Origin of the sequence: Coprococcus sp. HCN-4056 (assembly GCF_037892645.1) — a bacterium.
GTDB lineage: Bacteria > Bacillota > Clostridia > Lachnospirales > Lachnospiraceae > Coprococcus > Coprococcus ammoniilyticus.
In genome coordinates this window covers 1-25539 of the sequence record NZ_JBBKBL010000008.1, presented here as the reverse complement: position 1 = coordinate 25539, position 25539 = coordinate 1, and the positions used below count along the sequence as shown (strand labels likewise).

Below are 25539 nucleotides of genomic sequence, written 5' to 3'. Positions count from 1 at the left end.
TATTTGTACAGGAATCCTTCTGTTTCTTTGTCTATTGCACAAAAAACGCCCCTGTACAGACGTTTTTTCATCTATACAAGGGGCGATTATAATTCTTATATCGCGGTTCCACCCTTTTTATTTCCTGTGGAAATATCTCATTCATGACGATAACGGAATCACCGGACCGGATTAGGGCCGCTCAGAGCTGGTCTTCCTGAATGACTCCTCTAAGATACTTCCACCAAATGTATCTCTCTCTGTAGATTCTTCGTTCAGTACTGTTCTCATCAACACGTTATTCAAAGTATATTTCAACTGTTCCGCACTGTCAAGTAGCTTTTTCCGGTTTTATTATCATTTTTTTCTTATTGAATGATCTAAAGATTTTCCGTTAATACCTAAGACTATGGTCTCTGTCCAAGTCCGCCTTCCAGAGTGATCGTCTCTCCTGTCATATATTTGAAATCAGGGGATGCAAGCTGTACACATACACGTCCGATCTCAAGCTCTGAATCACCGAAATGACCCATCGGAGGTGTATGAACATTCTTGTCAAATGCATCCGGATATGCATTCTTGAACTGTTCTAACTGTGCTGTCCATGCAAGCGGGCAGATGATATTTACATTTACGCCATCCTTTGCCCATTCTGTTGCTGCAACTCTTGTAAGTCCACGAATTCCTTCTTTTGCTGCTGCATACGCACACTGTCCAAAGTTACCGAACAGTCCTGCACCGGATGCAAAGTTGATAACGGATCCCTTGCTCTCTTTCAGATATGGATAGCACGCTTTCATATAATAGAAGGTTGCATACAGTCCGGAATATAATGCCAGATTAAACTGATCTGTTGTATGGTCAGCAAGCGGAACACCGGATGCCGATGCCTGTGCATTATTAACCAATACGTCGATACTGCCAAATGTATCGATCGTCTGCTTTACAACATTTGCAACAACTGCCTCATTATCCGCACCGGCAGATACATCTGCTGCAACAGCCAGAACCTTTATACCATATAAGCGTTCCAGTTCTTCCTTTGCATCTTCCAACTTCTTCACATTTCGTCCTGTGATCACGACATTTGCGCCTTCTTTTGCATATGCTGTAGCGATACCGTAACCGATCGAACCACATCTGCCATCACTTAATACGGCACGTCCTCCACCTGTGACAATAACTGTTTTACCTGTTAAAAATCCCATTTTCTGTTTTCTCCTTATATTATTTGAAATCCGATACCTTCAGACTGCTTTCCGGCCTTATACAAATGTCCCAGTCCGTTTGTATCATATATAATGCTCATTATCTTCTATATCTTTCGATCATATCCTCCCACTGACAGCCTGCTTTCAAATGCACTCTGTTCTAATGGTTTATCATACAGATAGCCCTGTGCATGGTTACAGCCAAGTTCCAGAAGAAATCTTGCCTGCTCCTCCGTCTCAACTCCCTCGGTTATGACATTCAGATTCAACTGTCTTGCCATCTGAATGATACTCTTAATAATGATCTGATCCTGTGTTGAAAATGCCTCATGATTGATAAATGACCGATCGATCTTAATCTCGTTTACCGGGAAATCCCGAAGAACACTCAAGGTCGAACAGCCTGTACCAAAGTCATCAATTGATGTCGCAATACCTGCTTCTGACATATTCCTGATAAAGTCATACAGATCCTTCTGTTCACTCGCTTCTGTCGTCTCTGTTACTTCTATGATGATATACTTTGGATCAATATCATACTCTTTTATGATCCTTATAATTCGTTCCGCCAACATCCGTGGATCATGCCCAACCCCGGAAATATCATTTCTCGATATATTCACAGATATCGGAACAAGCTTATACCCTTTCTCAATCCATTCATTTATAGCCTCACAGACCCGCTTCAGAATATACAGATCCAGATGAATGATAAATCCATTCCTCTCCATGGTCGGAATAAACCGAAATGGTTGTATCACTTCTCCGTTATGAATCCATCTTGCAAGTGCCTCTGTACCTACGATCTGACCTGTCCGGATATCAACCTTCGGCTGATAATACACCTGAAATTCCCGTTTCTCCAACGCCTCAGGAAGCATCTGTTCCATCCGCTGAACATCTACTGTTTCTTCCAGCATCTTGTCCGTTAAAAACGCATACGGAAGCTTGTGCTGTCTGGCATAACTGACGGCAATCGACAAACCATTCATAATATTTCCGGGATCTCTGTCCTTTGCCGTTATCTCATAGGCACCTGCCGCTGCCGCTATATATACCGGAACGACCCGTCCCATATACTTTGCTGTTACCTCAACCTTTTCCAGAAGATGAAGGAACTCTGCCGTTCTGCTTTTCTTGACCAGCGCCATGAAATTATCTCCGCCCAGATGCGCCAGTGTCTCGTCCTCTGCCAGCCATTTTCTGACAGCGACTGCATAACGCTTGATCATCAGATCACCTTCTGCACCACCATACTTATAGCTGAGCAGTCCAAAGCTTTTCAGGTTAAAATAAAAGCCGTTGTACTGACAGATCGTCTGATCCTGCAAATGCTGCTGTATGATCCTGACAAAGCCTGCACTGTTAGGGAGCATCGTGATCAGATTACAATACGAATATTCTCTTGTCTTACGGATCAGTCTGGATCTCGTCACATGAAGATATAAAACCTCAAGGAGAAGAGCTATATCTTCTTTTTCTTCCTCGCTCCATTCTACATTTTCATATGGGAATGCCGTAAGCTCACAATATCCGTTTTCTACCGCTTGAAATGTCTTCTGATATTTGCCTTTCTCGGAATACAAGCCATCCCCGGCATAGAATACATCATGACGATCTTCATCCTGTACAGATTTGATATTTGCCTCAATGTGCAAATGTCCCGCTACCCTGCCGATCTTAAGCCGCTCAGCCAGAGGTTCGATCGCCTTTTTGAATCCATCAAATGTATTCTCAAACTGTAGTAATTCCTGTACATACAGTTCTATATCTTTTTTCTTAATTCTCTCTCTGATATCATCCACTGTCACGGGTGATCCTCCCTCTCATCTTTACTACTCTATACACCACAAAACTATTATTTTACATACAAACAATCATGTGTTTATTATAACATGCTTTTCACTTTTATGGGAAAAAAGATAGTTTTTTGATAGATTTTGAACAGGTTGGAAATCACATGACAGGCGTTATTTCTTATATGACAAATATACAGGTGTTACAATTACCACCATGAAAATAGAATACCTGTAAGCGGTGACAACACGATCATGATCATGGAAAATGTAAAAGATTCCATAGAGATCAATGTTGCCCTCTGTTCCGAAGGGAACATATTCTGAAGTATCGTATTTGTTCTTACCTGTAATGCATCATCACTAAATGCCGCAATAAATCCACCTAATGTCATAATCACATAATTACCAGAATGTTCCACTGCTATACCAAGAAGAACAAGGAATCCGGTTAATACAAATACTGTTCTGTACCGTAAACGATCACACAACAGAATCACCCTTGCTCCAAGGATTCCTCCAAGTTCCATAATAAAGAGTGCCATTCCAAGCAAGGCATTTGGGATTCCACTCTCCGGCAGCTTAGCCTGTAAGAAAAATAACAGTAAAATATCCCCTGCTCCTACCAGCGAATTTACCAACATCAAAACTATTGCTCTCCTTGCATCCTTTAGAAACTGAATACTTTCCCACCAGCAGTCAACCAATGCACGGACAATTGTATTTGCCTTATGATCCCTGTGTTCTCTATGTTCCCATATTCTATTTAAAACAAATATCTGAACCAGACACATTAAAATATCCGTTCCATATGCGGCTCTATAACCAATGTATAACGCAAATCCTGCACACAAAGTTGATATTCCATTACACAAACGGTATATACTCAACTGATCTGATTCATATTTTGCATAATAGGATTCTTCTCCATAGATTTTTAAAGAATCATATGCTAAAGCATCTCCCGATCCTGATGAAAAATTGTAACTCATCGCATGAAGTGCAATAGACAGACATATCGTAAACAAATTCCCTGATGCGATCATAACAACATTTGCAATCATTCGTAAAATACTGCTCACAATCAACATATTTTTTCTTCCAAATACATCCGCAAATATTCCTGACGGTATCTCAAAAATAATGCTGGTTACATGAAAGACCGTTTCCACAAAACCTATTTCGACCAAACTATATCCTCTGGCAGCCAATATTGCCACCCAAGCCCCTGTTAAAGATAAATTTCCAAGGACGGATGATGTGTATAAATATCCTATTTGTTTTCTAATTGTGTTCATAAAAAAATCTCCTTATCTATTTTTCTTAAATGGATAAGGAGATAGTGTACTTTTTTATTACGTTTTATATCATTGTTCTGATATATGACTTGTTCTAAAAAAAGGCGCACTATCCCCGTAAGGAACACATGTATAACCTTTTTTCAGTTGTAGATTTGTCATTTTCCAGAACATAATCTTAATCCTTTCAATATCAACTCATAGAATTGTACGGTTAGGATAGCATATCCTGCCTTCATTTGCAAGGGTATAAAAACTCACTTTATTCGCAGCATTACCGAAAACTGCTTATCTTTTACCTCTGCTGAAACCACATGCCCCAGCTTATCGGCCAGGCATTTTACAACATATAAACCAAGTCCTGCGCCTTCCTCCCGGCGGGAATTGCCACGGTAGAAGGCGTCAAATACATGGTCGATATCGATCTCATTGTCAGCCTCTATGTCATTCGTGAATGTAATGGATACTCCGTCCGCATCCTGTTGTAAGCAGACGCTGATTCTGGTATCCGCATATTTTCTGGCATTAGAAAAGAAATTTGTAAATATCCGGTTCAGCACTTTCTCGTTGCTCTGAACCCAGACTACACTTTCCGGTATGTCAAATGCTGCCTGAATCCCGGACTCCTGAATCCATTCATACTGCTCCAGCACAAGTGCTGTCAAAGTTCTTGCCACATCTATATTCCTGATGTCAATGGCTTCATCCTTTGCCTCTGCATAAGATACCTCAAAAAATGCATCCGACAACACACGGAGATACTCTGTCTTTGCGATCGCGATATCCAGATATTCCATATCCCGGTCGTCTATGCGTCCACCTTTTTTCATCAACTGCAGATATCCTTTTACTGCTGTAAGGGGTGTTCTGAAATCATGAGAAATGCCTGCGATCACATTTTTCAGTCTGGTTCTGTCCTGCTCCAGCGCACGGTTTCTCTCCTTGATCTGATCCGAATAATCATTTAACGCTTTTGCAAGAGCTACGATGTCACGATCAAAATATTCCACATGGATCTCCTGATCCACTCCTCCATGCAAGCGTTTCTGAAGCTTGGCTGCAAATATCCGCATCTGTCTTTTATATTGTATCAAACGTATAAAAAGGACTGCTGCCAGTAAAAGCAACAGTCCTGAAATTATGATATACCATTTATCCATGTATACAAATTCTCCTCAGGCTATCAAAGATCCAACACCCTAATTGAACCATCTTTTCTTATAGCTATTATATGATAACACATATGATTTCTATGTATTCCCGGTCGTCATATTTCTTTATCTTTGTCCGGTTTCCGCCATATATTCACAGATGAGATGATTGATCTCTCTGTCATCTTCAATCACAAGTAGCTTTGGCATATTGTTTCTCCATAAATCGTTAGTTTTTACATCTAAGCTCTACGCACACAACCTCCGGATAATTGAACAGGCGAACCGGAATTATGCTGTTGCCAAGTCCCCTGCTGACTATCATTTCTGTATCTGCGCGGTTATATTTTCCTGATGTGTATTCCGGTAAAAATCCCTGATCGGGTGCAACGATTCCCCCGACAAATGGAAGTCTGATCTGTCCTCCATGTGCATGTCCGGTCAAGACAAGATCAGCTCCGGCATTTGCATAGTTCTGAAGGTACTGTGGCTCATGCGCAAGTACGATGGATAATTCATTTTTCTGCTCCTGAAGCAGATTCTTTAATGTCTCATCACTTAAGTGCTGATCATCTAACCCTGCCAACATAAAAGAGGAATCCCCTTTTTCAATGCAGACGGCTTCATCATCCAGATCACATGCTCCGGCAGCAAGAATCCCCTGCATCATCTGTTCATTTTCCGATGGCTCAAGCCAATATTCATGGTTGCCGGTCACATAATATACCGGTGCGATCTTCACTGCTTCTTTCACAAATGCTACCGCACGTTCCACATTTGTATGATTAGAATCCACCAGATCCCCGGTAATAACAATGATATCCGGCGAACAGCTTCGTATGGTTTCTAACAGCTTCTTATTCTCTTTTCCAAATTCAGCGTTGTGTAGATCCGATATCTGTACGATCCGGTATCCATCGAGATCTGCGCCAAGCTTTTCTGATTCATATGTATATGTGGTAATTACCAGATGCTTATTCTGAAACAGGCAAAACGGAATCAAAATAATGATTATAAGCATCAGAATGATAATCTTTTTGTGTGGTATTTTTTTCATCTTCATCTATTCACGGTCACAAATAACCGCTCCCATCTTTTATCTATCGTCTTTACCCTGCGATACTTCCTGCCTATAATATTTTGATACAAAAAATAACGCACGGCAAATTTTATTCCTCTTATAGGATATAAAATCATTTGTCGTGCGTCAAATAAATAATTATGAATATGATGATAAAAACTGCTTTGTACGTTCCTGCTCCGGATTGTCAAATACCTCTTCCGGTCTGCCCTGCTCAAGTATATATCCATCATCCATGAATATAACCTGACTGGCTACGTCTCTTGCAAATGCCATCTCATGAGTGACAATTATCATCGTTGTCTTTTTATCTGCAAGATTTCTGAGAACCTTCAGCACTTCGCCGGTAAGCTCCGGATCAAGAGCTGATGTCGGTTCATCAAAACACAGGATATCCGGCTGCATAGCAAGTGCTCTTGCGATCGCAACTCGCTGACACTGCCCGCCTGATAACTGATGTGGATAATTGTTCATCCGGTCTCCTAGTCCCATCTGACGCAGAAGATCTTCGCCCTGTACTCTTATCTCATCCAGTATGTTCTTTTTATTTGCCTTATAGTCCGGTCTTTCCTTTGCCAGAAGCTCCCTTGCCAGCATAACATTCTGAAGTGCTGTGTACTGCGGGAACAGATTAAATGACTGAAATACCAGTCCAAAGTGCAACCGTTTCTTCCGAACCTCCGACTCCTTAAGTGTCTCCGGCTTATCCGTATCGAGAAGGATCTCATTATTTACACGGATAATTCCGTTATCCGGCATTTCAAGGAAATTCAGGCAGCGAAGCAATGTAGTCTTACCACTTCCTGATGATCCTATGATCGACAGAACCTCTCCCTGCTCTAATGAGAAGCTGATATCCTTAAGTACATCGGTCTTACCAAACTTCTTTTTTATATGTTCAACCTCTAATATCGCCATACAGCTCCTCCTCTATCTGAAGAAATCCAGTTTCTTCTCTAATTTTCCAAGTAAAACAGTAAGTACACCATTCCAGATCAGATAATAGAATGCGCAGAAGAACAATGGCCATATCGCACCTGAGATTCCCTGTGAACCTTTCATGAACGCCTGTCCTGCCCAGATAATCTCCTGCAACGCAATGATACGTGCAAGTGATGTATCCTTAACCAGCGTAATGATCTCGTTGGACATTGCAGGTACGATCTTCTTTATCATCTGAAGAAGCTTAACCTTGAAGAATATCTGTTTTGGAGTCATACCAAGCACCAGACCTGCTTCCTCCTGTCCAACAGGAATTCCCTGAATTCCTCCACGATATATCTCTGAAAAATAGCAGGCATAATTCACGATGAACGATACCGATGCTGCCACGAATCTTCCGCCTTCGCCACCGCCCCAGATCGGGTTATGGAATACAAGTCCCGGAAAATAATAGATGATAAGCATCTGGATCATCAGAGGTGTGCCTCGAACGATCCACACGATAAATTTCATAAGATAGCTGAGTGGCTTAAACTTTGACATAGAGCCAAATGCTATTAAAAGTCCCAGTGGAAATGCACCAAGCAAGGTCACAAAGAACAATTTTAAAGTTTGAATAAATCCTGTATTAAGCGCCCCAAGTACAATTGGGAGCTGTTCAAAAAACAAATCCATAATAATTTTCTCTCTAAGTAATAATCAAAATAACCGTCTTATAGTCTGTTAATTACTCTGTAAGTGCTGCCTGTACCTTGTACTTCTCTGCACATTTCTCCATAGATCCATCAGCCTTGCTGTCTTTGAAAAACTTGTTAAGCTCTGCTGCAAGATCAGAATCTTTTCTGAAACCTACACCATATTCCTCACTGTTAAGGCCTACTGTATATGTAAGATTTGCATAGCCTGTGCCTTCACCTACCATAGCTGCTGCCATAAGGGAATCGATAATTGCTGCATCAGATGTTCCTGCTGCAACTTCCATAAGTGCATCTGACTGTGCCTTCACTGCTGTATAATTAAGTCCAAGTTCCTTTGCCTGATCTTCTCCGGCACTTCCTGCTTCTACAGCAAATGTAAGTTCCTTAATGCTGTCTACTGTCTGGTACTGATCTGCCTTGTCCTGTGGCACGATTACTACCTGTGCATTGTTGCAGTATGCATCAGAACATGCCATTGAACTTGTAACCTCGTCTGTAAGTGTCATACCGTTCCATACACAGTCGATTGTCTTACCATCAAGCTCCATGATCTTGTTGTCCCAGTCTATCTCTACGAATTCTGCTTTCACGCCGATGCTCTCAGCAAATGCGGATGCCATGTCTGCATCAAATCCAATCCAGTTACCTGAGTCGTCTTTGTAATCCATTGGTGCGAAATCTGTAACACCAACAACAAGAGTTCCCTTTTCCTTTACGTATTCCAGATCACTCTTTGAGTCATTTGATGAATCTTTCTTTCCACAGCCAACCATAGAAAGTCCCATTACTGCTACTAAAACCAGTGCTACTAACTTTTTCATGATTATTTCCTCCTGAATATAATTAAAAGATATATGTCTGCCCCTTCCGGGCGCAACACGATAACATAGTAACAGTTTATCACAATAAAGTCAAACGTAATCTTATGGTTTTTATGAATTTGTATTTTCCAAGAACTACAGCCAGTTAAGCCTGTTTTCAAATTTTACTTTGCGGTCTCCTGATTCTATAACTCCTATCTCATAGCAATCATAAAACCGACTGACATGATGCATTACTGCTGCCTTATCTTTTTGATTCGTCACAATATTAAAGCCTACACCACAATTAAACGTCCGCAGCATTTCTTCGTCACTGATATTCCCATTATTTCTGATATACTTAAATATGTCTAATATCTTTATTTTCGACAGATCGATCTTTGCACTCAGTCCCTCCGGAATTATCCTGCACAGATTTCCTTCTATACCACCGCCAGTGATATGCGCCATGCCATGTATAACATCTTTATCAAATAAATCTTTGATTGATCTGTAGTATGGTGTATGTGGTTTCATAATCTGCTCTATAAAGGTTAAACCATCTATCTTATCCAGTTTTATCTGCGGCATTTTGTCCATCAATAACCGTACTAACGAATATCCATTTGTATGTAAGCCATTTGATGCAATTGCCAGAACTGCATCACCCTCTTTAATCTGGGAACCATCGATTACCTTTGATCGTTCAACAATTCCAGCAATACTTGAAGTAAGTACATATACGCCTGGGTCAACAACCAATGGCTGAATAGAAGTTTCCCCACCTACCAGAGAACATTCATTTTCTTTACATGCATCTGAAACACCCTTAACCAATGTCTTTATTGTATCCGCTTCCGCATTTCCACAAACAATCGTGTCAAGTACTGCCAACGGTTTTGCACCCATAACCACAATATCATTTACTAAATGATTGACCATATCATGGCAAATAGATTCTGAATATCCATACTCTATCGCGAGTTTTTGTTTTGATCCGGGTTCTTCAGATTTTAATACCAGAACCGGATTTTCAATCTCCTGAAATTTTATATCATATAAAGAAGCAAATGGTCCCAGACCATTTAAAACACGGTCATCCTTTGTATCCAAATGTTTTGCCATCTCTCTTTTAATGGTATCAGTATAGGTTATATCAATTCCCGCCTTACTGTAAGATAACCCTTCCGCACCTCTTTCACTCCCTGCCAGGATTTCATCAACAGACACATCCAACACAATTGCCAAATCTCTTAGTATCTCAATATTGGGATAAGTTGTTCCATTTTCCCATTTTGAAATTGCCTGAAAAGAAACATTTAGCTTATCCGCCAACTGCTGTTGCGTCATGCCAAGGCTCTTTCGTTTTCCCATTATAAAATTTCCAACTTTAATACTGTCAAGCATATAAATACCTCCGTTTTTATTTTATAATAGTTTACTTTGCATGCACAAAACAATAACCACAAAAGTGAGTTTCATGCAGGGATTCAACCATGCGTTGAAAATACTTACAATTTTATAGATCTGAGGAATAAAAAATCCCACAGATACTGGATTTTTCCAATATCCATGGGACAAAAATCGTGTTTTGAATTATCTCTTTGAGAACTGTGGAGCACGACGAGCTGCCTTTAAGCCGTACTTCTTTCTTTCCTTCATACGAGGATCTCTTGTAAGGTATCCAGCCTTCTTGAGGATTGGTCTGTATTCTTCTGAATCAGCCTCAAGTAATGCTCTTGAAATACCATGTCTGATAGCACCAGCCTGACCTGTGAAGCCGCCGCCCTTTACGTTAACCATAACGTCGAACTTACCATCTGTACCTGTAGCAACTAATGGCTGCTTAACGATAACTTTCAGTGTATCAAGTCCGAAGTACTCGTCCATATCTTTCTTGTTGATTGTGATCTTACCAGTACCTGGAGCGATATAAACTCTGGCGATACTGCTTTTTCTTCTTCCTGTTCCATAGAACTTAGTTGTTTTAGCCATTGATGATATCCTCCTTCTTAGTACTTAATCTCTAAAACTTCTGGCTTCTGAGCCTGCTGCTTATGATCAGGTCCAGCGTATACATAAAGCTTTGTAATCATATCTCTTCCAAGTGGTCCCTTTGGAAGCATTCCCTTAACTGCTAAACGGATAACATCCTCTGGCTTCTTAGCCATCTTCTCTTTTAATGTAGTCTCTTTCATTCCGCCTACATAATCTGAGTGGTTGTAGTAGATCTTCTGATCCATCTTCTTACCGGTAACCTTGATCTTGTCTGCGTTTACTACTATTACATAATCACCTGTATCGATATGTGGTGTAAATGTTGGCTTGTTCTTTCCTCTTAAAATGCTTGCTATCTCTGATGATAAGCGTCCTAAAGTATGTCCTGTAGCGTCAACTACATACCACTTTCTTTCTATTGTTGATGGGCTTGCCATAAAGCTCTTCATCGTGGTACCTCCTAAATTATTTTCTAAAATATTAATATGGTATATCCTCAAATACGTTGTTTACCGGGGCATTGGTTCACACCGTATCTTTAAACTTCACACATTTGGACATTATACAATACTCATCCGTGTGTGTCAATAAACTTTCTTTATTTTTTCAGGCGTTTTTCTTTATTTTTCAGCATTCATCTGCCATTTCGCATTCAAATATGCTATCTATGTCTGACCGCAAATCTTCCGTTCATACCACGGCGGTATTTCATCATGAGAATTCTTTTGACAGATGCATTGATCCGTTTTTTCGATATCCGCTTTGTCTTGTAAGCCCGAAGCAATGCCTGATATGTTTCTTTATAATGCTCCGTGCAGAGAAGATCGTCTCCTGCCTGAACTGCTCTGACAGCACTCTCACCCTCACTTCCGGTAAAGCTCCGTACTCCTGCCATCGACAACGAATCCGTAACGATCACACCTTTAAATCCCATTGTATTTCTAATGTATTTGTTTATCTTCGGTGATATAGATGCCGGATTTTTAGAATCAAAACAATGTACAATATTATGGCTTACCATGATCATATCACATCCCGACCGGATTCCCGCCTGAAATGGCTTCAGATCCCGGTTCTTGAAGCTACTATAGCTCCGATAATCATGGATCAGGTTTGTATGCGTATCCCCATTATTTCCATAGCCCGGAAAATGTTTTAATGAGCTGATCATATCCTCCTGTTTCATGTTATTCACCACAAGATTGATATATCTGGAAGTATCCGCTGCATTTGTAGAAAAGCTTCTATTGTAAATAAAGTTACTCGAATCATATGCAACATCGGCAACCGGTGCAAGATTCGTATTGATTCCAAGCTTTTTCAGAAACTTCGCTTTATCCTTCGTATCCTTTACTATACCATTCCATCCGCCTGCAGAAAATACTGTCCTCGGCGAAGCATATGGTGTGGATCGGAACTGACGGTATCTGGATGCTCTTACTACAGCTCCGCCTTCTTCATCCACTGCGATCAACATCGGAATCTTTGACGCTTTCTGAATTCCATAGATCCGATTTCTAAGTTTCTCCGGTGTACTGTTTTCAAAATCTTCCCCAAACAAAACATATCCGCCAAACTGATATTGTTTCTGGATATTTGCAGCATTTTTAGCAGGAGCCTTCACCAGGATCATCTGGGCTATTTTCTCCTCCCAGCTCATTTCCTTCATCCTGTCAGCTACACGTTGTTTTATATATTTGTCATTATCTTCATAATATCCGGCATGTACATCTGTGCCTGTGTCCATACATATAACAGTCAGACATAAAAGCACACTCATACATATACAAACGATTCTTTTATTCATATCGGATCTCCACCAGTGTCAAGCCTTTCGCTACTGCTGTCGGTCCTGCCTTGCTTCGGTCTCTCGCTTCCAGGATCTCCTTCACCTGCTCCGGCTCCATCAGCCCGGTTCCGACCTGCATCAAAGTTCCTGCAATGATCCTTACCATGTTATATAAGAAGCCATTTCCCGTGATCCTGATATGAACCATGTCATCCGCTTTCGTCACATTTACCGCATAGATCGTCCGAACCGTCGTCTGCACCTGTGCACCTGCAGAACAGAAGCTCTTAAAATCATGTTCACCAACCAGATACGCCGCCGCCTGATTCATCCGCTCTATATCCATCGGATAGTAGCAAAATGCCGCATATAACCGTTTTGTCGGCAGTTCAAACCGCCGGTTCAATATATTATATTCATAGGTTTTTACTGTATCTGCATACCTTGGATGAAAGTCTGCATCCACCTCGCAGGATTCCTGAATCCGTATATCCTCCGGAAGCCGCTGATTTAACGCAAATGAAAACTTATCCCCCGGTATCCGGGATTCAGTGTCAAATACTGCCACATTTCCACAGGCATGTACACCAGCATCCGTCCTGCTGGCTCCGATCACCTTGATATCTTCCTGCACCAGCTCGCTGATCGTCCGATTCAGCACTTCCTCTATCGTTATTCCGTTGTCCTGTACCTGCCAGCCATGATAGTTCGTACCATCATAGGCTACTACTAATTTTACTCGTTTCATTTTCCCGGTTTCCTGTTATAAAAATATCTTCATCAAGATCAATCCTACCACATATACCACCAGCAGACCATATGCAAATGCATCTTTTTTACTATATCTCAACGGTTTCATGCTGGTACGGCATTCGCTTCCGTGATAACATCTGGCGTCCATCGCATATGCCAGATCGGTTGCACGTCGGATCGCAGATGCAAATAACGGAATAAATATCTGGGTATAACTTCGTATCCGTTTGAAAATATTTCCATTTTCAAAATCGGCTCCACGCGAAAGCTGTGCTTTCATAATTTTGTCCAGTTCTTCCATCAGAATCGGAATAAATCGAAGCGTGATTGAAAGCATCAATGCCATATCCGATACCGGAACACGAAAGATCTTCAGAAATCCAAACAACTTCTCCAACCCTGCCGTAAGTGCCAATGGAAGCGTTGTATATGTCATGATCGATGAACCAATGATCAGATATACGAAACGAAATACTACAATTCCTGTTGTCTTTAAGCTGCCGGTCGTGATATGAAATCTCCAGATACTGACCAGAACCCTTCCATCACCGTTAAACAGACTGAAAAATGCTGTAAATAATATAAACGCCCAAACAACCTTAAGTCCCCGGCAGATAAAAGAAAGTGGAACACGACTTAATGCCACATACACAATAAGAAATGCTGTTGCAGCAAGAAAAGTCCACAAATCCCTGCACCAGAAGATCGTAACCGCATATACAATCGTGAGCACCAGTTTTGTTCTGGCATCCAGCTCGTGAATCGGTGATCTGGTATTATAATATTGTCCGATCGTAATGTCTCTTACCATGCTTCTTTCCTCTATGTTATCTGATAACTATCCACTTTCTTATGCTACGTTCATGTTTTGAAATGTCACCATTCATCTCTATAGCTTCATTAATTTTATATCTCTTCTTATATATTCTTTAGCTCGCTAAGCTCGTCGATCACGCCCGCCATGCTTCTTGCTGTGAGCCTGATCTCCGGCAACAATGCCTCCCGGAATATCGCCATTTCCGGCATCTCTAAGCCCAGTTTTTCTACCATCTCCGGCGTTCCAAATGCCTGCTCTACTGCTCCATCATAGACCAGCTTTCCCTGTCCCATAACCAGAATACGATCTGCAATCTCATACACATCCTTCATGTCGTGTGATACAAAGATTACAGTTATATTCCGTTCTTCATGTAATCTGCGGATCAGTGCAAATAATTCCCGTTTGGATTTCGGATCCATGCCGGCAACCGGCTCATCGAGAATAAGGATCTCCGGCTTATATGCAAGGATTCCTGCAAGTGCTACACGCTTCTTCTGTCCGCCTGAAAGGTCAAACGGAGAATATTCAAAATATTCCTCTGATATATTCACAAGTGCCAATGCTTCCCTTGCCGCCTGTTCTGCTTCTGCTTTCGACATGCCGAAGTTCAATGCACCGTACATTACATCCGCTAACACCGTACTTTCAAATAACTGATACTCCGGATACTGAAACACAAATCCAATCTTCTTCCGTAATTCTTTCAGATTCTTCGTCTTTCCTACATCAATTCCATCAACCTTAAGTGTTCCCCCTATCGGACGGTAAATACCGTTTAACATATATAACAGCGTACTTTTCCCTGAACCGGTATGTCCTGCCACCGCAAGGATCTCTCCTTTTCTGATCTGAAATGACACCTGCTCTACCGCAGGAACCAGTACCGCACCATCCTTATAAGAATACTCCAGATTATCAGCCTCGACCAAGATATCTTTTTTTATCCCGGCATCCAATAACATACCATTGTGTTCTTCTCTATCCATGTTATTTCTATTATCAAGGATATCCTCATGTATTCCATCCTCATTTTTACTTGACGATATATCTTTCTGCGCCGAATTAAAATGTTCTGCTGTTTCTTGTCTGTTTACAAAAGATTTTCCATCACGCAAACATGCCTTTATCCTGTCCGCAGCATCCTGTACCGACAAAAGCCCCTCTTTTCTATCAACCAACGCACTTTTTGCGTCTTCGTCTGAATCTCTGACAAATTTCTTATCATCGGAATAATCTACTTTCAACTCATGCAACAGCTTATATGGCAATAAACTGTCAAGACCAAGCTGCTCTAACTTCTCTACCTGTGGATAAATCTCATATGGTGCGCCAATCAACTCTACATTTCCATCATCCATTACATAGATCTGATCTGCCCGAACCGTTTCCTCCATTCGATGTGTGATCATAATGACCGTGATGCCAAACTCCCGGTTCAAATGATATAAGGTATCAAGTATCTGTCTGCTTCCCACAGGATCGAGCATGGCAGTTGCTTCATCCATAACGATACATTCCGGTGACATGGCCATCACAGATGCGATTGCCAGTCTTTGCTTCTGTCCACCGCTTAGATGTGATACATTTCGTTCCAGATATGCCTCCATCCCTGTCAATCGAAGTACTTCGTTGATTCGCTCCCATATCTCCTCTGCCTGGAAGCCCAGATTTTCCAAACCAAATCCTACATCTTCCGCAACCGTATTTCCTACCATTTGGTTATCCGGATTCTGAAAGATCATCCCGACTGCACGACGGATGGCCAGCAGATCACCTTCCCGGCTCGTATCTAATACATCAGAATCTCCCTGTATCCATACCGTTCCCTGATTTGGTGCATATAAGCCATTCAGGTGTCTGGCAAATGTTGACTTTCCCGAACCGTTACGTCCAAGAACGGCAATGATCTGTCCCTTATGGGCATCAAAATCCATATCCTTCACAGCCCATTTCTCACCTGTAACATTTCCATCCTTGTCCTTGATATTAAATTTATGTCCAAGCTTTCTCACCTGAATAAAACTCATGTACACGCTCCTAGAAATAAAAAAGCTGCCAAATACACATACATGTACCTGACAGCCCTTATGTTTATAATTATACTAACTCAAGAATAACTTCCATTGCAGCATCGCCCTTACGCTGACCAATCTTGATGATTCTTGTGTAACCACCCTTACGTCCTGCGTACTTTGTACCGTACTCATCGAATAACTTGCTTGTTAAATCAACTTTCTTTGTACCGGCTTTCTTTCCGGCAGCATCTGCAGGAACTTCAACAACCGGATATAATACCTTAAGCATTTCTCTTCTTGCATGAAGTCTTGAAGGCTGATCCTTCTTGATGGTCTTTTCTACTTCATCATATACAGTAACTTTCTTACCATCAACAACTTCCTTCACTCTCTTACCATCTTTATCTTTCTTAGCAACCTTAGCGGTAACGGTAACTTCATCATAGTTATCCTTTTCCTTAACTGCTAATGTGATAAGCTTCTCTGCAATCTTAACAACTTCCTTAGCTCTAGCTTCTGTTGTTCTGATTTTACCATGGTATAATAACTGTGTTACCTGGTTACGAAGTAATGCATTTCTCTGTGCGCTTGCTTTTCCAAGTTTTCTATACATTGCCATTTTATTTATCCTCCTTACCCTTGCGGGTCTTCACTGTGCTTACTATTATTCGGCTTGAGTGGTAAAAAGTATTATTCCTCACTGTCATTCAGTGATAAGCCTAATTCTTTCAGCTTAGCTAATACTTCATCTAATGACTTACGACCGAGGTTACGAACTTTCATCATATCCTCCGGAGTCTTATTGATCAATTCTTCAACTGTATTGATACCGGCTCTCTTTAAGCAGTTGTATGAACGAACTGATAATTCAAGCTCATCAATATTCATTTCCAGAACCTTTTCCTTCTCATCTGTTACGCTCTCAACCATTACATCAACGGATTTTGCGTTCTCAGACAGATCAACGAACAGGTTCAAATGTTCTACAAGGACTCTTGCAGCGAGGCTGACAGCCTCATCCGGTGCGATAGCACCATTTGTAAATACATCAAGTGTCAGCTTATCATAATCTGTAACCTGACCAACACGAGTATTCTGAACTGTAAGATTAACTCTCTCAACCGGTGTATATATAGAATCAATAGCGATGACATCAATCGGTGCATCTGCTTCTTTATTCTTATCAGAACCAACGTAGCCTCTGCCGTTGCCGATGGTGAGTTCCATCTCAAGTCTTGCATCCGGGCCACTAAGATTTGCAATTACAAGATCAGGATTGATGATCTCGATATCGCCGTCTACATGAATATCGGATGCTCTGACAACACAGTCACCAGCTACATCGATATAAGCCTGCTTCGGCTCATTTGTTAATGAATTGTTCTTTATTACTAAAGACTTGATATTCATAACGATCTCAGTTACATCTTCCTTTACTCCGGGAATAGAACTGAACTCATGTAAAACACCTTTAATCTTAACGTGTGTTACTGCTGTACCAGGTAATGAAGAAAGCATAATTCTTCTTAATGAATTACCAAGGGTTGTACCATAGCCTCTCTCTAAAGGCTCTACTACAAACTTACCATACTTGTTATCATCTGAAATCTCAACTATCTCAATTTTTGGTTTCTCAAACTCAAACATTTAAGCCCCTCCTTTATGGGTAATTAACTGGTATACTCCAACTTTGCAAATATCTATCATAAATATATTCTGCATCCAGACATCCACACAGGTAAATCCCGGATGGATGTACGGATGATCATATTTATTCTTATTACTTGGAATATAACTCGACAATAAGGGTCTCGTTTACAGGAACATCGATCTGCTCTCTGTTTGGCTTCTCAACTACTTCTCCACAAAGGTTTTCTCTGTCAGCGGTTAACCAACCTGGAACTAAATGTCCTTCTGTTGCAGCAATGATATCCTTATATCTCTGTAAGGATTTGCTCTTCTCTCTGATCTCGATCTTGTCTCCAGCCTTTACCTGGTATGAAGGAATGTTAACACTCTTTCCATTAACAAGTACATGCTTGTGATCTACAATCTGTCTTGCTTCTCTTCTTGTTCTTGCAAAACCTAATCTGAAGATAACATTATCAAGTCTTAACTCAAGTAATGTCATAAGGTTAGGACCTGTTAAGCCCTTCTGCTGCTCTGCCTTAGCGTAAAGGTTACGGAAAGGCTTCTCTAATACACCGTAAATGAACTTAGCCTTCTGCTTTTCACGAAGCTGTAAACCATACTCACTTACTTTTCTGTTTGCTCTTGTTGATTTTCTATTTGATTTCTTGTCAATTCCGAGATACATTGGCTCCATGCCTAAAGATCTGCATCTCTTAAGAACTGGGGTTCTATCTACTGCCATCTTACTCTGTACCTCCTAATTAGACTCTTCTTCTCTTTGGTGGACGACAACCATTATGTGGAACTGGTGTAACGTCTTTGATACTTACAACATCGATACCGCAAGCTGCGAGAGCACGGATAGCTGCTTCTCTACCTGAGCCTGGGCCTTTTACCATAACATCAACAGTCTTTAATCCGTAAGGAGCAGCAGCCTTTGCAGCTGTCTCAGCAGCCATCTGAGCAGCATATGGTGTTGACTTCTTAGAACCCTTGAATCCTAAACCGCCAGCACTTGCCCATGAAAGTGCATTACCTTCAGCGTCTGTTAATGTAACGATTGTATTATTGAAAGATGACTGAATATGAGCCTGTCCGTGCTGAACACTCTTTCTGACACGCTTCTTAGCCACTTTTTTAGTAACTTGCTTAGCCATTAACTCTTAAACCTCCTATGGTTTTCCAAATTTATACAAATGTACTTTATCTTCTGCCCGGTGCAGAAGATCTCTTATCTTCTACTATATATAAGAACAAATGAAAACAGTATTATTTCTTCTTGTTTGCTACTGTCTTCTTAGGTCCCTTACGTGTTCTTGCGTTTGTCTTTGTCTTCTGTCCACGAACAGGAAGTCCCTGTCTATGACGCTTACCACGGTAGCATGCAATTTCCTGTAAACGCTTGATGTTAAGCGCTACTTCTCTACGTAAATCTCCTTCAACAGTCTGTGTTGCATTGATTACTTCGCTGATTCTTCTTACTTCATCATCAGTTAAATCATTACAACGTGTGTCAGGATTAACATTTGCTTCCTTAAGGATACGCTGTGAAGATGTCAAACCTATACCATATACATAAGTAAGACCAATCTCAACACGCTTGTCTCTTGGTAAATCAACACCTGAAATACGAGCCATTCTAATTAACCTCCGTAAAAATTCTTCTGTCCGGCATATCGGATCTCGACATATCTCAACATAAAAATGCTGAGGTGAAATGCATATGTTTCCATCTCGCTGCCTGTTTTTTTATTTTTACTAGCATATAATGATTATGCTACAGCCGCTTTTAAAATTTACAACACATCCGTGTGTGTTGATACTTAAAAAACAAGATATCATATGGATGGGCTATCATCCGGATACCCAGTTTCTTTTTTTGATTAACCCTGACGCTGTTTGTGCTTTGGATTCTCGCAGATAACTCTAACGATACCCTTTCTCTTGATAACTTTGCACTTATCGCATATAGGTTTTACTGATGCTCTAACCTTCATTAGAAAATCTCCTTTCAAAAAAAGTCCGCTACGAATAAGCATTCTATCATTTTTCACAATAGAATGCAAGTCCCATTTTCTATTTTTTCATATTAATGGGATTATTATGATAAATCACATCCTATAAAGGGAATATCTTTACAGAATGTTCATTACATACCTCTTTATATAGAAGAATTTATTTATCTCTCCAAACAATTCTTCCCTTTGTCAGGTCGTATGGTGATAATTCAATTGTTACCTTATCACCCGGAAGGATCTTGATATAATTCATTCTGAGCTTACCACTAATGTGTGCTAAAACCTTATGACCATTCTCGATCTCTACCTGAAACATTGCATTTGGTAACTTCTCGATTACTGTTCCTTCTACTTCAATTACGTCTGCCTTTGACATTTTTAATCCTCCTTAAAATCCTTGAGATTTTGAATTCATTTTTTATTTTCTATAATTCCAATCCTTCTGCCTGCGACAAGATGATCGGTTTGTCCTCTGTAATAAGGATCGTGTTCTCATAGTGTGCTGCATTGGAACCATCCACGGTTACGACAGTCCAGTCATCATCCAGCCAGTCTACTTCATAATCACCTGCTGTTATCATCGGTTCGATTGCGATCGTCATTCCCGGTTTCAGCTTTGGTCCTTTTTTGATCGTTTCAAAATTCGGTATTTCCGGATCCTCATGAAGATTTGCTCCAACACCATGTCCAACCAGATCTTCTACGATTCCATATCCAAATTTCAAAACATACTGCTCTACAGCCCTTCCGATATCTCGAATATGATTTCCCGGAACAGCAACCTTCATTGCTTCGAAAAAGCTCTGCTTTGTAACTGCAATCAGATGCTCATTTTCCGGTGAAATCTTTCCTACTCCATAAGTTCTTGCTGCATCGGAGTGATATCCTTCATAGATAACGCCTGCATCAAGACTTACTATGTCGCCCTCTTTCAGAAATCTTGTCTTTGATGGTATACCATGAACAACTTCCTCATTCACGGATACACAGATAGATGCCGGATAACCGTTATAATTCAGGAAGGAAGGAATACAGCCATAGCTTCTGATCACTTCTTCACCAAGTTTATCGATCTCATAGGTTGTGATTCCCGGTTTGATCGCCTTCTTCAGCTCCTCATGTGTGAGAGCCAGAATTCTGCCGGCTTCTTTCATCAATTCAATTTCTCTCTCAGATTTTATAGATATTGCCATTTTATTCACCTAAAATCTTAACGATTGCTGCAAATACATCATTCATATCCATTGTTCCATCAACTTCTTTCAGGATTCCTTTCTTAGCATAGAAATCGATCAATGGCTGTGTCTGCTCATGATATACTTTCAGTCTGTTTAATACTGTTTCCGGCTGATCGTCATCTCTTAAGATAAGATCGGATGAACATACATCACATTTGCCTTCCACTTTTGTAGGGTTATATACAATATGATATGTTGCACCACAGCCAACGCATGCACGTCTTCCGGACATTCTGCGAACGATATTCTCATCCGGTACTTCTACGTTGATCGCATAGTCTACAGAATCACCGATTGCTGATAATGCTTTGTCAAGTGCCTCTGCCTGTGGAATAGTTCTTGGAAATCCATCAAGGATATATCCCTTTGCGCAGTCGGCTGCTTTGAATCTGTCAATTACCAGATCTACAACTAATTCATCCGGAACAAGAAGTCCCTTATCCATATATTCTTTTGCCTTTGCTCCGAGTTCTGTTCCGTTCTTGATGTTTGCTCTGAAAATATCTCCTGTTGAGATATGTGGTACTCCGTACTTCTCAGCGATCATTTTAGCCTGTGTACCTTTGCCTGCGCCTGGCGCACCTAACATAATTATCTTCATATATAACCTCCATTTTTTATTTTCCTGCGGGATACGTTCATTGCAATCCCTCCTGTTATCAGCCGTCCTCCAAATGAACAAGCCATAGATACTTATACTATAATACACGAATAGGAAGTGCACAAGTGTACACTCCCATTTTTCGTGTTTTTTATATCTGTATCTTACAATTAATCTAATAAGAATCCCTGATAATGTCTTACTAACATCTGTGATTCCAGACTCTTCATGGTTTCAATTACAACACCAACTACGATGATGATGGATGTTCCACCGAATGAAACATTTACACTGAAAAATCCGTTGAAGAACATAGGAATCATCGCAACGATCAAAAGACCAACTGCTCCGATAAATATAATATAGTTCAGTATTTTATTTAAATAGTCCTGGGTTGGCTTACCTGGTCGAATACCCGGTACAAAACCACCGCTCTTCTTCATGTTATTTGCAATCTCCATTGGATTGAAGGTAATTGCTGTATAGAAATACGCGAAGAAGAATACCAGTAAGATATATACTGCCAATCCAAGGAATCCCCAAGGATAGTTCGGATTAAACCAGTATGACTGGCTCATTCCCTGAAGGATCTTAGCACCGACACCGGATGGACTCTTTCCAAATAAACTCGTTATAATAGAAGGAATCGCCATCAGTGAAGAAGCAAAGATTACAGGAATAACGCCTGCTGTATTTACCTTAAGTGGAATGTTGGAGGACTGACCTCCCATCTGCTTTCTACCCTGAACTTTCTTTGCATACTGTACAGGAATCTTTCTTTCAGCTCCCTGAAGCATACATACAAGAATGGTTACACCTACAACAATTGCAACAACCAGAAGTGCGATCAGACACATTCTGACTGCATCTTTGCCTTTGATGAACTGTGTGTAAATATTCTTGAAATCATTTGGCATGGTTGATACGATGTTGATCAACAGGATAATGGAAATACCATTTCCCACACCACGATCTGTTACACGTTCGCCAAGCCACATTACAAATGCACTACCACCTGTAAGGATAACGATCATTGAAAGCACTGTCCAGAAATTGTAGCTGTCCATGAATCCTTTTCTTCCGAAATTGATCGCAAGACCTGCACTTTCCAGAATTGCGAGACCGATCGTTAAAAAACGGGTAATTGCTGTAATTTTCTTTCTTCCGTCTTCACCATCTTTCTGCATCTCTTCCAGAGCAGGAATTGCTATGGTAAGAAGCTGGATGATAATGGAAGATGTAATATATGGTGTTACGTTCAATGCAAATATTGACATCTGATCGAACGATCCTCCGGTGAATGAGCTGAACAGATTGAAGGAATCTCCAAGTGCGTTACTTAGATATTCTTTAATCGCTGCTGCTCGGATTCCCGGTACAGTAATCAGGCTTCCCAGCCTGACTACTATGAGAACAAAGAATGTGTATAATAATTTCTGTCTTAATTCCTTTACTTTGAATGCATTGATAAAGGTTTTAAACATTATTAGATCACCTCTGCTTTTCCGCCAAGAGCTTCAATCTTCTCGACTGCTGACTTTGAAAAAGCATTTGCCTTAACTGTAAGCTTCTTTGTTAACTCTCCATTTCCAAGAATCTTAACTCCATCACGTGGGTTCTTTACGATACCGCATTCAACAAGTGTATCTACTGTAACCTCTGCTCCATCCTCGAAACGATCAAGAACTGAAACATTGATTGCAACGATATCTTTGTGATTGATACATGTAAATCCTCTCTTAGGGATTCTTCTATATAAAGGCATCTGTCCGCCTTCAAATCCTGGTCTAGGTGATCCTGAACGTGCCTTCTGACCCTTATGGCCCTTACCTGCAGTCTTACCATTTCCTGAACCATGACCACGGCCTACTCTGAAATTAGTACTATGCTTAGAACCTTCTGCTGGCTTTAATGTTGATAAATTCACGACCTGCACCTCCTTCAAATATAATTAAATCTCTTCTACCTTTACTAAATAACTAACCTGCTTAACCATACCAAGAGTTGCAGCATTGTTAGGAAGTTCAACTGACTTGTTTACCTTCTTAAGACCTAATGCTTCTACAGTTCTCTTATGCTTTGGTACGCATCCGATTGGTGATTTTACTAAAGTAACTTTTAACTTATCTGCCATCTTATAATACCTCCTTAGTTAAGTATCTCATCAACAGATTTTCCACGAAGTCTTGCGATCTCTTCCGGAGTCTTGATCTCTGAAAGACCTTTGATTGTTGCAAGAACTACGTTCTGTTTGTTGTTTGATCCTAAGGATTTTGTACGGATATTCTTGTATCCAGCAAGCTCAAGTACGTTACGAGCAGGACCACCGGCGATAATACCAGTACCTTCTGGAGCTGACTTAAGCAATACTGTTGCACTACCAAATTCTCCGTTCCAATCATATGGGATACTTCCGTTTTCATTTACAGGAACTGTAACAAGGTGCTTAGCTGCATCTTCCTTACCCTTACGGATAGCTTCAGGAATTTCTACAGCCTTACCAACGCCTACGCCTACATGACCGTTTTTGTCACCAACAACTACAAGACATGCAAATCTAGAATTACGTCCGCCCTTAACAACCTTAGTTACACGTTTGATATCTACTACTTTATCTTCTAATTCTAATTTACTAGCATCAATTATTTCACGCTTCATATGTTGTTCTTCCTCCTTCTTAGAATTCTAGACCAGCTTCTCTTGCTGCATCTGCTAATGCCTGAACCTTACCCTGGTAGATGAATCCTCCTCTGTCAAATACAACAGTCTTGATTCCCTTTTCCAGTGCTCTTTCAGCAACAACTTTACCAACGTATGCTGCTGCATCTACATTATCTGTCTGCTCAAGTGCTTCCTTGATTGACTTCTCTACTGTTGATGCTGCTACAATTGTGTTTCCAACTGAATCATCAATAATCTGAGCGTACATATGATTATTACTTCTGAAAACTGCTAAACGTGGTCTATCTGCTGTTCCAGCTAAATGATTACGAACACGCATATGCTTCTTAATACGAACTTCGCTTCTTGATTCTTTATTAACCATCTTATCTCACTCCTTTATTATTTCTTACCAGTCTTACCAACTTTACGTCTGATAGTCTCGTCAACATACTTGATACCTTTGCCCTTGTAAGGTTCCGGTGCTCTCTTTTCTCTGATCTCTGCTGCATACTGACCAACTTTTTCCTTGTCAATACCAACAACTGAAATCTTGTTACCATCAACCTTTACTTCGATACCTTCTGGGTCAACCATCTCAACTGGATGTGAATAACCAAGAGCAAGAACTAATTTATTGCCCTGCTTCTGAGCTCTATAACCTACACCGTTTACTTCCAGATCCTTAACATAACCCTCTGTAACACCAATGATCATGTTGTGGATAAGTGTTCTGGTAAGTCCGTGTAAAGACTTCATCTTCTTTAAATCATTAGGTCTTGAAACTGTGATTACATCAGCTTCTAACTTAATATCCATTTCTGCTGGGAGAACTCTCTCAAGTGTTCCCTTTGGTCCTTTAACAGTCACTTTATTATTTTCTGCGATATCTACAGTCACTCCTGCAGGTACAGCGATAGGCATTCTTCCGATACGTGACATTTCGCCTTCCTCCTTAAAATTTATATTATTTGTATTTGTGCTGCATGGAGTGTATCCATGCAGGCTTTAACCTCCGGTATTTTTCAGGAAATGATGCCGGAGGGATTGTTTTATCA

Annotated in this window: 30 protein-coding genes; all 30 read right to left on the bottom strand. The window is 40.6% G+C overall.

The annotated features are described in order from the left end of the window. Nucleotides 1–386 precede the first annotated feature (386 nt). Entirely contained in the window at nucleotides 387–1187 is an 801-nt protein-coding gene (locus WKT03_RS12095) for an SDR family NAD(P)-dependent oxidoreductase (RefSeq protein WP_008402696.1), read from the bottom strand. Between the two features lie 107 nt (nucleotides 1188–1294). Then, entirely contained in the window at nucleotides 1295–3001 is a 1707-nt protein-coding gene (locus WKT03_RS12090) for a putative bifunctional diguanylate cyclase/phosphodiesterase (protein WP_021944955.1), read from the bottom strand. Nucleotides 3002–3195: 194 nt separating this feature from the next. Beyond that, nucleotides 3196–4284, bottom strand: a complete 1089-nt coding sequence (locus WKT03_RS12085; RefSeq protein ID WP_008402700.1) for an MFS transporter — start codon at nucleotides 4282–4284, stop codon at nucleotides 3196–3198. Nucleotides 4285–4541: 257 nt separating this feature from the next. Beyond that, nucleotides 4542–5444 carry a sensor histidine kinase gene (locus WKT03_RS12080; protein WP_008402701.1) on the bottom strand — a complete coding sequence of 301 codons (903 nt, stop codon included), beginning with the start codon at nucleotides 5442–5444 and terminating at the stop codon, nucleotides 4542–4544. 220 nt (nucleotides 5445–5664) lie between these two features. Then, on the bottom strand, nucleotides 5665–6498 hold the full coding sequence (locus WKT03_RS12075) for a metallophosphoesterase (RefSeq protein ID WP_021944956.1): 834 nt from the start codon (nucleotides 6496–6498) through the stop codon (nucleotides 5665–5667). Between the two features lie 156 nt (nucleotides 6499–6654). Then, nucleotides 6655–7434 carry an amino acid ABC transporter ATP-binding protein gene (locus tag WKT03_RS12070; protein WP_021944957.1) on the bottom strand — a complete coding sequence of 260 codons (780 nt, stop codon included), beginning with the start codon at nucleotides 7432–7434 and terminating at the stop codon, nucleotides 6655–6657. 12 nt (nucleotides 7435–7446) lie between these two features. Further along, nucleotides 7447–8133 (bottom strand): amino acid ABC transporter permease, encoded by a 687-nt coding sequence (locus WKT03_RS12065; RefSeq protein ID WP_117785671.1) that lies wholly within the window; start codon nucleotides 8131–8133, stop codon nucleotides 7447–7449. 52 nt (nucleotides 8134–8185) lie between these two features. Continuing rightward, nucleotides 8186–8977: a transporter substrate-binding domain-containing protein gene (locus WKT03_RS12060; RefSeq protein WP_021944958.1), complete on the bottom strand. Its 792-nt coding sequence runs from the start codon at nucleotides 8975–8977 to the stop codon at nucleotides 8186–8188. A gap of 135 nt (nucleotides 8978–9112) precedes the next feature. Next, nucleotides 9113–10363, bottom strand: coding sequence for a phosphoribosylformylglycinamidine cyclo-ligase (gene purM / locus WKT03_RS12055; RefSeq protein WP_117807176.1), 1251 nt, complete (start codon nucleotides 10361–10363; stop codon nucleotides 9113–9115). A gap of 189 nt (nucleotides 10364–10552) precedes the next feature. Next, entirely contained in the window at nucleotides 10553–10951 is a 399-nt protein-coding gene (gene rpsI, locus WKT03_RS12050) for a 30S ribosomal protein S9 (protein WP_008402708.1), read from the bottom strand. 17 nt (nucleotides 10952–10968) lie between these two features. Next, nucleotides 10969–11403, bottom strand: coding sequence for a 50S ribosomal protein L13 (rplM, locus tag WKT03_RS12045; RefSeq protein ID WP_008402709.1), 435 nt, complete (start codon nucleotides 11401–11403; stop codon nucleotides 10969–10971). Nucleotides 11404–11615: 212 nt separating this feature from the next. Further along, nucleotides 11616–12761, bottom strand: a complete 1146-nt coding sequence (locus WKT03_RS12040; protein ID WP_340392263.1) for a glycoside hydrolase family 3 N-terminal domain-containing protein — start codon at nucleotides 12759–12761, stop codon at nucleotides 11616–11618. Then, nucleotides 12754–13491, bottom strand: coding sequence for a tRNA pseudouridine(38-40) synthase TruA (truA, locus tag WKT03_RS12035; RefSeq protein ID WP_118616357.1), 738 nt, complete (start codon nucleotides 13489–13491; stop codon nucleotides 12754–12756). The genes WKT03_RS12040 and truA overlap by 8 nt, the downstream gene beginning before the upstream one ends. 15 nt (nucleotides 13492–13506) lie before the next feature. Next, entirely contained in the window at nucleotides 13507–14307 is an 801-nt protein-coding gene (locus WKT03_RS12030; RefSeq protein WP_118616355.1) for an energy-coupling factor transporter transmembrane component T family protein, read from the bottom strand. 107 nt (nucleotides 14308–14414) lie between these two features. Beyond that, the gene (locus WKT03_RS12025) at nucleotides 14415–16343 is read right to left on the bottom strand and encodes an ABC transporter ATP-binding protein (protein WP_340392260.1); all 1929 of its coding nucleotides are present in this window, start codon (nucleotides 16341–16343) and stop codon (nucleotides 14415–14417) included. Between the two features lie 70 nt (nucleotides 16344–16413). Then, nucleotides 16414–16950 carry a bL17 family ribosomal protein gene (locus tag WKT03_RS12020; protein ID WP_117807171.1) on the bottom strand — a complete coding sequence of 179 codons (537 nt, stop codon included), beginning with the start codon at nucleotides 16948–16950 and terminating at the stop codon, nucleotides 16414–16416. A gap of 71 nt (nucleotides 16951–17021) precedes the next feature. After that, on the bottom strand, nucleotides 17022–17978 hold the full coding sequence (locus WKT03_RS12015; RefSeq protein ID WP_008402715.1) for a DNA-directed RNA polymerase subunit alpha: 957 nt from the start codon (nucleotides 17976–17978) through the stop codon (nucleotides 17022–17024). Nucleotides 17979–18111: 133 nt separating this feature from the next. After that, on the bottom strand, nucleotides 18112–18705 hold the full coding sequence (gene rpsD / locus WKT03_RS12010; RefSeq protein ID WP_008402717.1) for a 30S ribosomal protein S4: 594 nt from the start codon (nucleotides 18703–18705) through the stop codon (nucleotides 18112–18114). A gap of 19 nt (nucleotides 18706–18724) precedes the next feature. Next, nucleotides 18725–19120, bottom strand: coding sequence for a 30S ribosomal protein S11 (gene rpsK / locus WKT03_RS12005; protein WP_008402719.1), 396 nt, complete (start codon nucleotides 19118–19120; stop codon nucleotides 18725–18727). Nucleotides 19121–19232: 112 nt separating this feature from the next. After that, nucleotides 19233–19601: a 30S ribosomal protein S13 gene (rpsM, locus tag WKT03_RS12000; protein ID WP_021944966.1), complete on the bottom strand. Its 369-nt coding sequence runs from the start codon at nucleotides 19599–19601 to the stop codon at nucleotides 19233–19235. A gap of 245 nt (nucleotides 19602–19846) precedes the next feature. Then, on the bottom strand, nucleotides 19847–19960 hold the full coding sequence (gene rpmJ / locus WKT03_RS11995) for a 50S ribosomal protein L36 (protein ID WP_015533797.1): 114 nt from the start codon (nucleotides 19958–19960) through the stop codon (nucleotides 19847–19849). A gap of 178 nt (nucleotides 19961–20138) precedes the next feature. Further along, entirely contained in the window at nucleotides 20139–20357 is a 219-nt protein-coding gene (infA, locus tag WKT03_RS11990) for a translation initiation factor IF-1 (RefSeq protein WP_008402721.1), read from the bottom strand. Between the two features lie 49 nt (nucleotides 20358–20406). Then, on the bottom strand, nucleotides 20407–21174 hold the full coding sequence (gene map / locus WKT03_RS11985; RefSeq protein WP_021944967.1) for a type I methionyl aminopeptidase: 768 nt from the start codon (nucleotides 21172–21174) through the stop codon (nucleotides 20407–20409). 1 nt (nucleotide 21175) lies between these two features. Continuing rightward, nucleotides 21176–21820, bottom strand: coding sequence for an adenylate kinase (locus tag WKT03_RS11980; protein ID WP_118674722.1), 645 nt, complete (start codon nucleotides 21818–21820; stop codon nucleotides 21176–21178). 170 nt (nucleotides 21821–21990) lie between these two features. Further along, nucleotides 21991–23304, bottom strand: a complete 1314-nt coding sequence (gene secY, locus WKT03_RS11975; protein ID WP_021944969.1) for a preprotein translocase subunit SecY — start codon at nucleotides 23302–23304, stop codon at nucleotides 21991–21993. A gap of 2 nt (nucleotides 23305–23306) precedes the next feature. Beyond that, a complete protein-coding gene (rplO, locus tag WKT03_RS11970; RefSeq protein WP_021944970.1) occupies nucleotides 23307–23747 on the bottom strand; it encodes a 50S ribosomal protein L15 in 441 nt (146 codons plus the stop codon). A 24-nt stretch (nucleotides 23748–23771) separates the two neighbouring features. Further along, the gene (rpmD, locus tag WKT03_RS11965) at nucleotides 23772–23954 is read right to left on the bottom strand and encodes a 50S ribosomal protein L30 (protein WP_008402727.1); all 183 of its coding nucleotides are present in this window, start codon (nucleotides 23952–23954) and stop codon (nucleotides 23772–23774) included. Nucleotides 23955–23968: 14 nt separating this feature from the next. Continuing rightward, nucleotides 23969–24478, bottom strand: a complete 510-nt coding sequence (gene rpsE, locus WKT03_RS11960) for a 30S ribosomal protein S5 (RefSeq protein WP_008402728.1) — start codon at nucleotides 24476–24478, stop codon at nucleotides 23969–23971. A gap of 19 nt (nucleotides 24479–24497) precedes the next feature. Next, complete coding sequence (rplR, locus tag WKT03_RS11955; protein ID WP_008402729.1) at nucleotides 24498–24866, bottom strand: 50S ribosomal protein L18; 369 nt, start codon at nucleotides 24864–24866, stop codon at nucleotides 24498–24500. A gap of 17 nt (nucleotides 24867–24883) precedes the next feature. Then, nucleotides 24884–25423, bottom strand: coding sequence for a 50S ribosomal protein L6 (gene rplF / locus WKT03_RS11950; RefSeq protein ID WP_021944971.1), 540 nt, complete (start codon nucleotides 25421–25423; stop codon nucleotides 24884–24886). Nucleotides 25424–25539: the final 116 nt, after the last annotated feature.

Bases quoted from the DNA above. Each gene is read 5' to 3' on its own strand.
- rpmJ (WP_015533797.1), bottom strand. From the start codon at position 19,960: ATGAAGGTTAGAGCATCAGTAAAACCTATATGCGATAAGTGCAAAGTT.
- truA (WP_118616357.1), bottom strand. From the start codon at position 13,491: ATGAAACGAGTAAAATTAGTAGTAGCCTATGATGGTACGAACTATCAT.
- WKT03_RS12020 (WP_117807171.1), bottom strand. From the start codon at position 16,950: ATGGCAATGTATAGAAAACTTGGAAAAGCAAGCGCACAGAGAAATGCA.
- purM (WP_117807176.1), bottom strand. From the start codon at position 10,363: ATGCTTGACAGTATTAAAGTTGGAAATTTTATAATGGGAAAACGAAAG.
- map (WP_021944967.1), bottom strand. From the start codon at position 21,174: ATGGCAATATCTATAAAATCTGAGAGAGAAATTGAATTGATGAAAGAA.
- WKT03_RS12025 (WP_340392260.1), bottom strand. From the start codon at position 16,343: ATGAGTTTTATTCAGGTGAGAAAGCTTGGACATAAATTTAATATCAAG.
- rpsK (WP_008402719.1), bottom strand. From the start codon at position 19,120: ATGGCTAAGCAAGTTACTAAAAAAGTGGCTAAGAAGCGTGTCAGAAAG.
- infA (WP_008402721.1), bottom strand. From the start codon at position 20,357: ATGTCAAAGGCAGACGTAATTGAAGTAGAAGGAACAGTAATCGAGAAG.
- rpsE (WP_008402728.1), bottom strand. From the start codon at position 24,478: ATGAAGCGTGAAATAATTGATGCTAGTAAATTAGAATTAGAAGATAAA.
- WKT03_RS12095 (WP_008402696.1), bottom strand. From the start codon at position 1,187: ATGGGATTTTTAACAGGTAAAACAGTTATTGTCACAGGTGGAGGACGT.
- WKT03_RS12070 (WP_021944957.1), bottom strand. From the start codon at position 7,434: ATGGCGATATTAGAGGTTGAACATATAAAAAAGAAGTTTGGTAAGACC.
- WKT03_RS12015 (WP_008402715.1), bottom strand. From the start codon at position 17,978: ATGTTTGAGTTTGAGAAACCAAAAATTGAGATAGTTGAGATTTCAGAT.
- WKT03_RS12060 (WP_021944958.1), bottom strand. From the start codon at position 8,977: ATGAAAAAGTTAGTAGCACTGGTTTTAGTAGCAGTAATGGGACTTTCT.
- WKT03_RS12040 (WP_340392263.1), bottom strand. From the start codon at position 12,761: ATGAATAAAAGAATCGTTTGTATATGTATGAGTGTGCTTTTATGTCTG.
- rplR (WP_008402729.1), bottom strand. From the start codon at position 24,866: ATGGTTAATAAAGAATCAAGAAGCGAAGTTCGTATTAAGAAGCATATG.
- rpsD (WP_008402717.1), bottom strand. From the start codon at position 18,705: ATGGCAGTAGATAGAACCCCAGTTCTTAAGAGATGCAGATCTTTAGGC.
- WKT03_RS11980 (WP_118674722.1), bottom strand. From the start codon at position 21,820: ATGAAGATAATTATGTTAGGTGCGCCAGGCGCAGGCAAAGGTACACAG.
- WKT03_RS12080 (WP_008402701.1), bottom strand. From the start codon at position 5,444: ATGGATAAATGGTATATCATAATTTCAGGACTGTTGCTTTTACTGGCA.
- WKT03_RS12075 (WP_021944956.1), bottom strand. From the start codon at position 6,498: ATGAAGATGAAAAAAATACCACACAAAAAGATTATCATTCTGATGCTT.
- rplM (WP_008402709.1), bottom strand. From the start codon at position 11,403: ATGAAGAGCTTTATGGCAAGCCCATCAACAATAGAAAGAAAGTGGTAT.
- secY (WP_021944969.1), bottom strand. From the start codon at position 23,304: ATGTTTAAAACCTTTATCAATGCATTCAAAGTAAAGGAATTAAGACAG.
- rpmD (WP_008402727.1), bottom strand. From the start codon at position 23,954: ATGGCAGATAAGTTAAAAGTTACTTTAGTAAAATCACCAATCGGATGC.
- WKT03_RS12030 (WP_118616355.1), bottom strand. From the start codon at position 14,307: ATGGTAAGAGACATTACGATCGGACAATATTATAATACCAGATCACCG.
- WKT03_RS12065 (WP_117785671.1), bottom strand. From the start codon at position 8,133: ATGGATTTGTTTTTTGAACAGCTCCCAATTGTACTTGGGGCGCTTAAT.
- rpsI (WP_008402708.1), bottom strand. From the start codon at position 10,951: ATGGCTAAAACAACTAAGTTCTATGGAACAGGAAGAAGAAAAAGCAGT.
- rpsM (WP_021944966.1), bottom strand. From the start codon at position 19,601: ATGGCTCGTATTTCAGGTGTTGATTTACCAAGAGACAAGCGTGTTGAG.
- rplF (WP_021944971.1), bottom strand. From the start codon at position 25,423: ATGTCACGTATCGGAAGAATGCCTATCGCTGTACCTGCAGGAGTGACT.
- WKT03_RS12085 (WP_008402700.1), bottom strand. From the start codon at position 4,284: ATGAACACAATTAGAAAACAAATAGGATATTTATACACATCATCCGTC.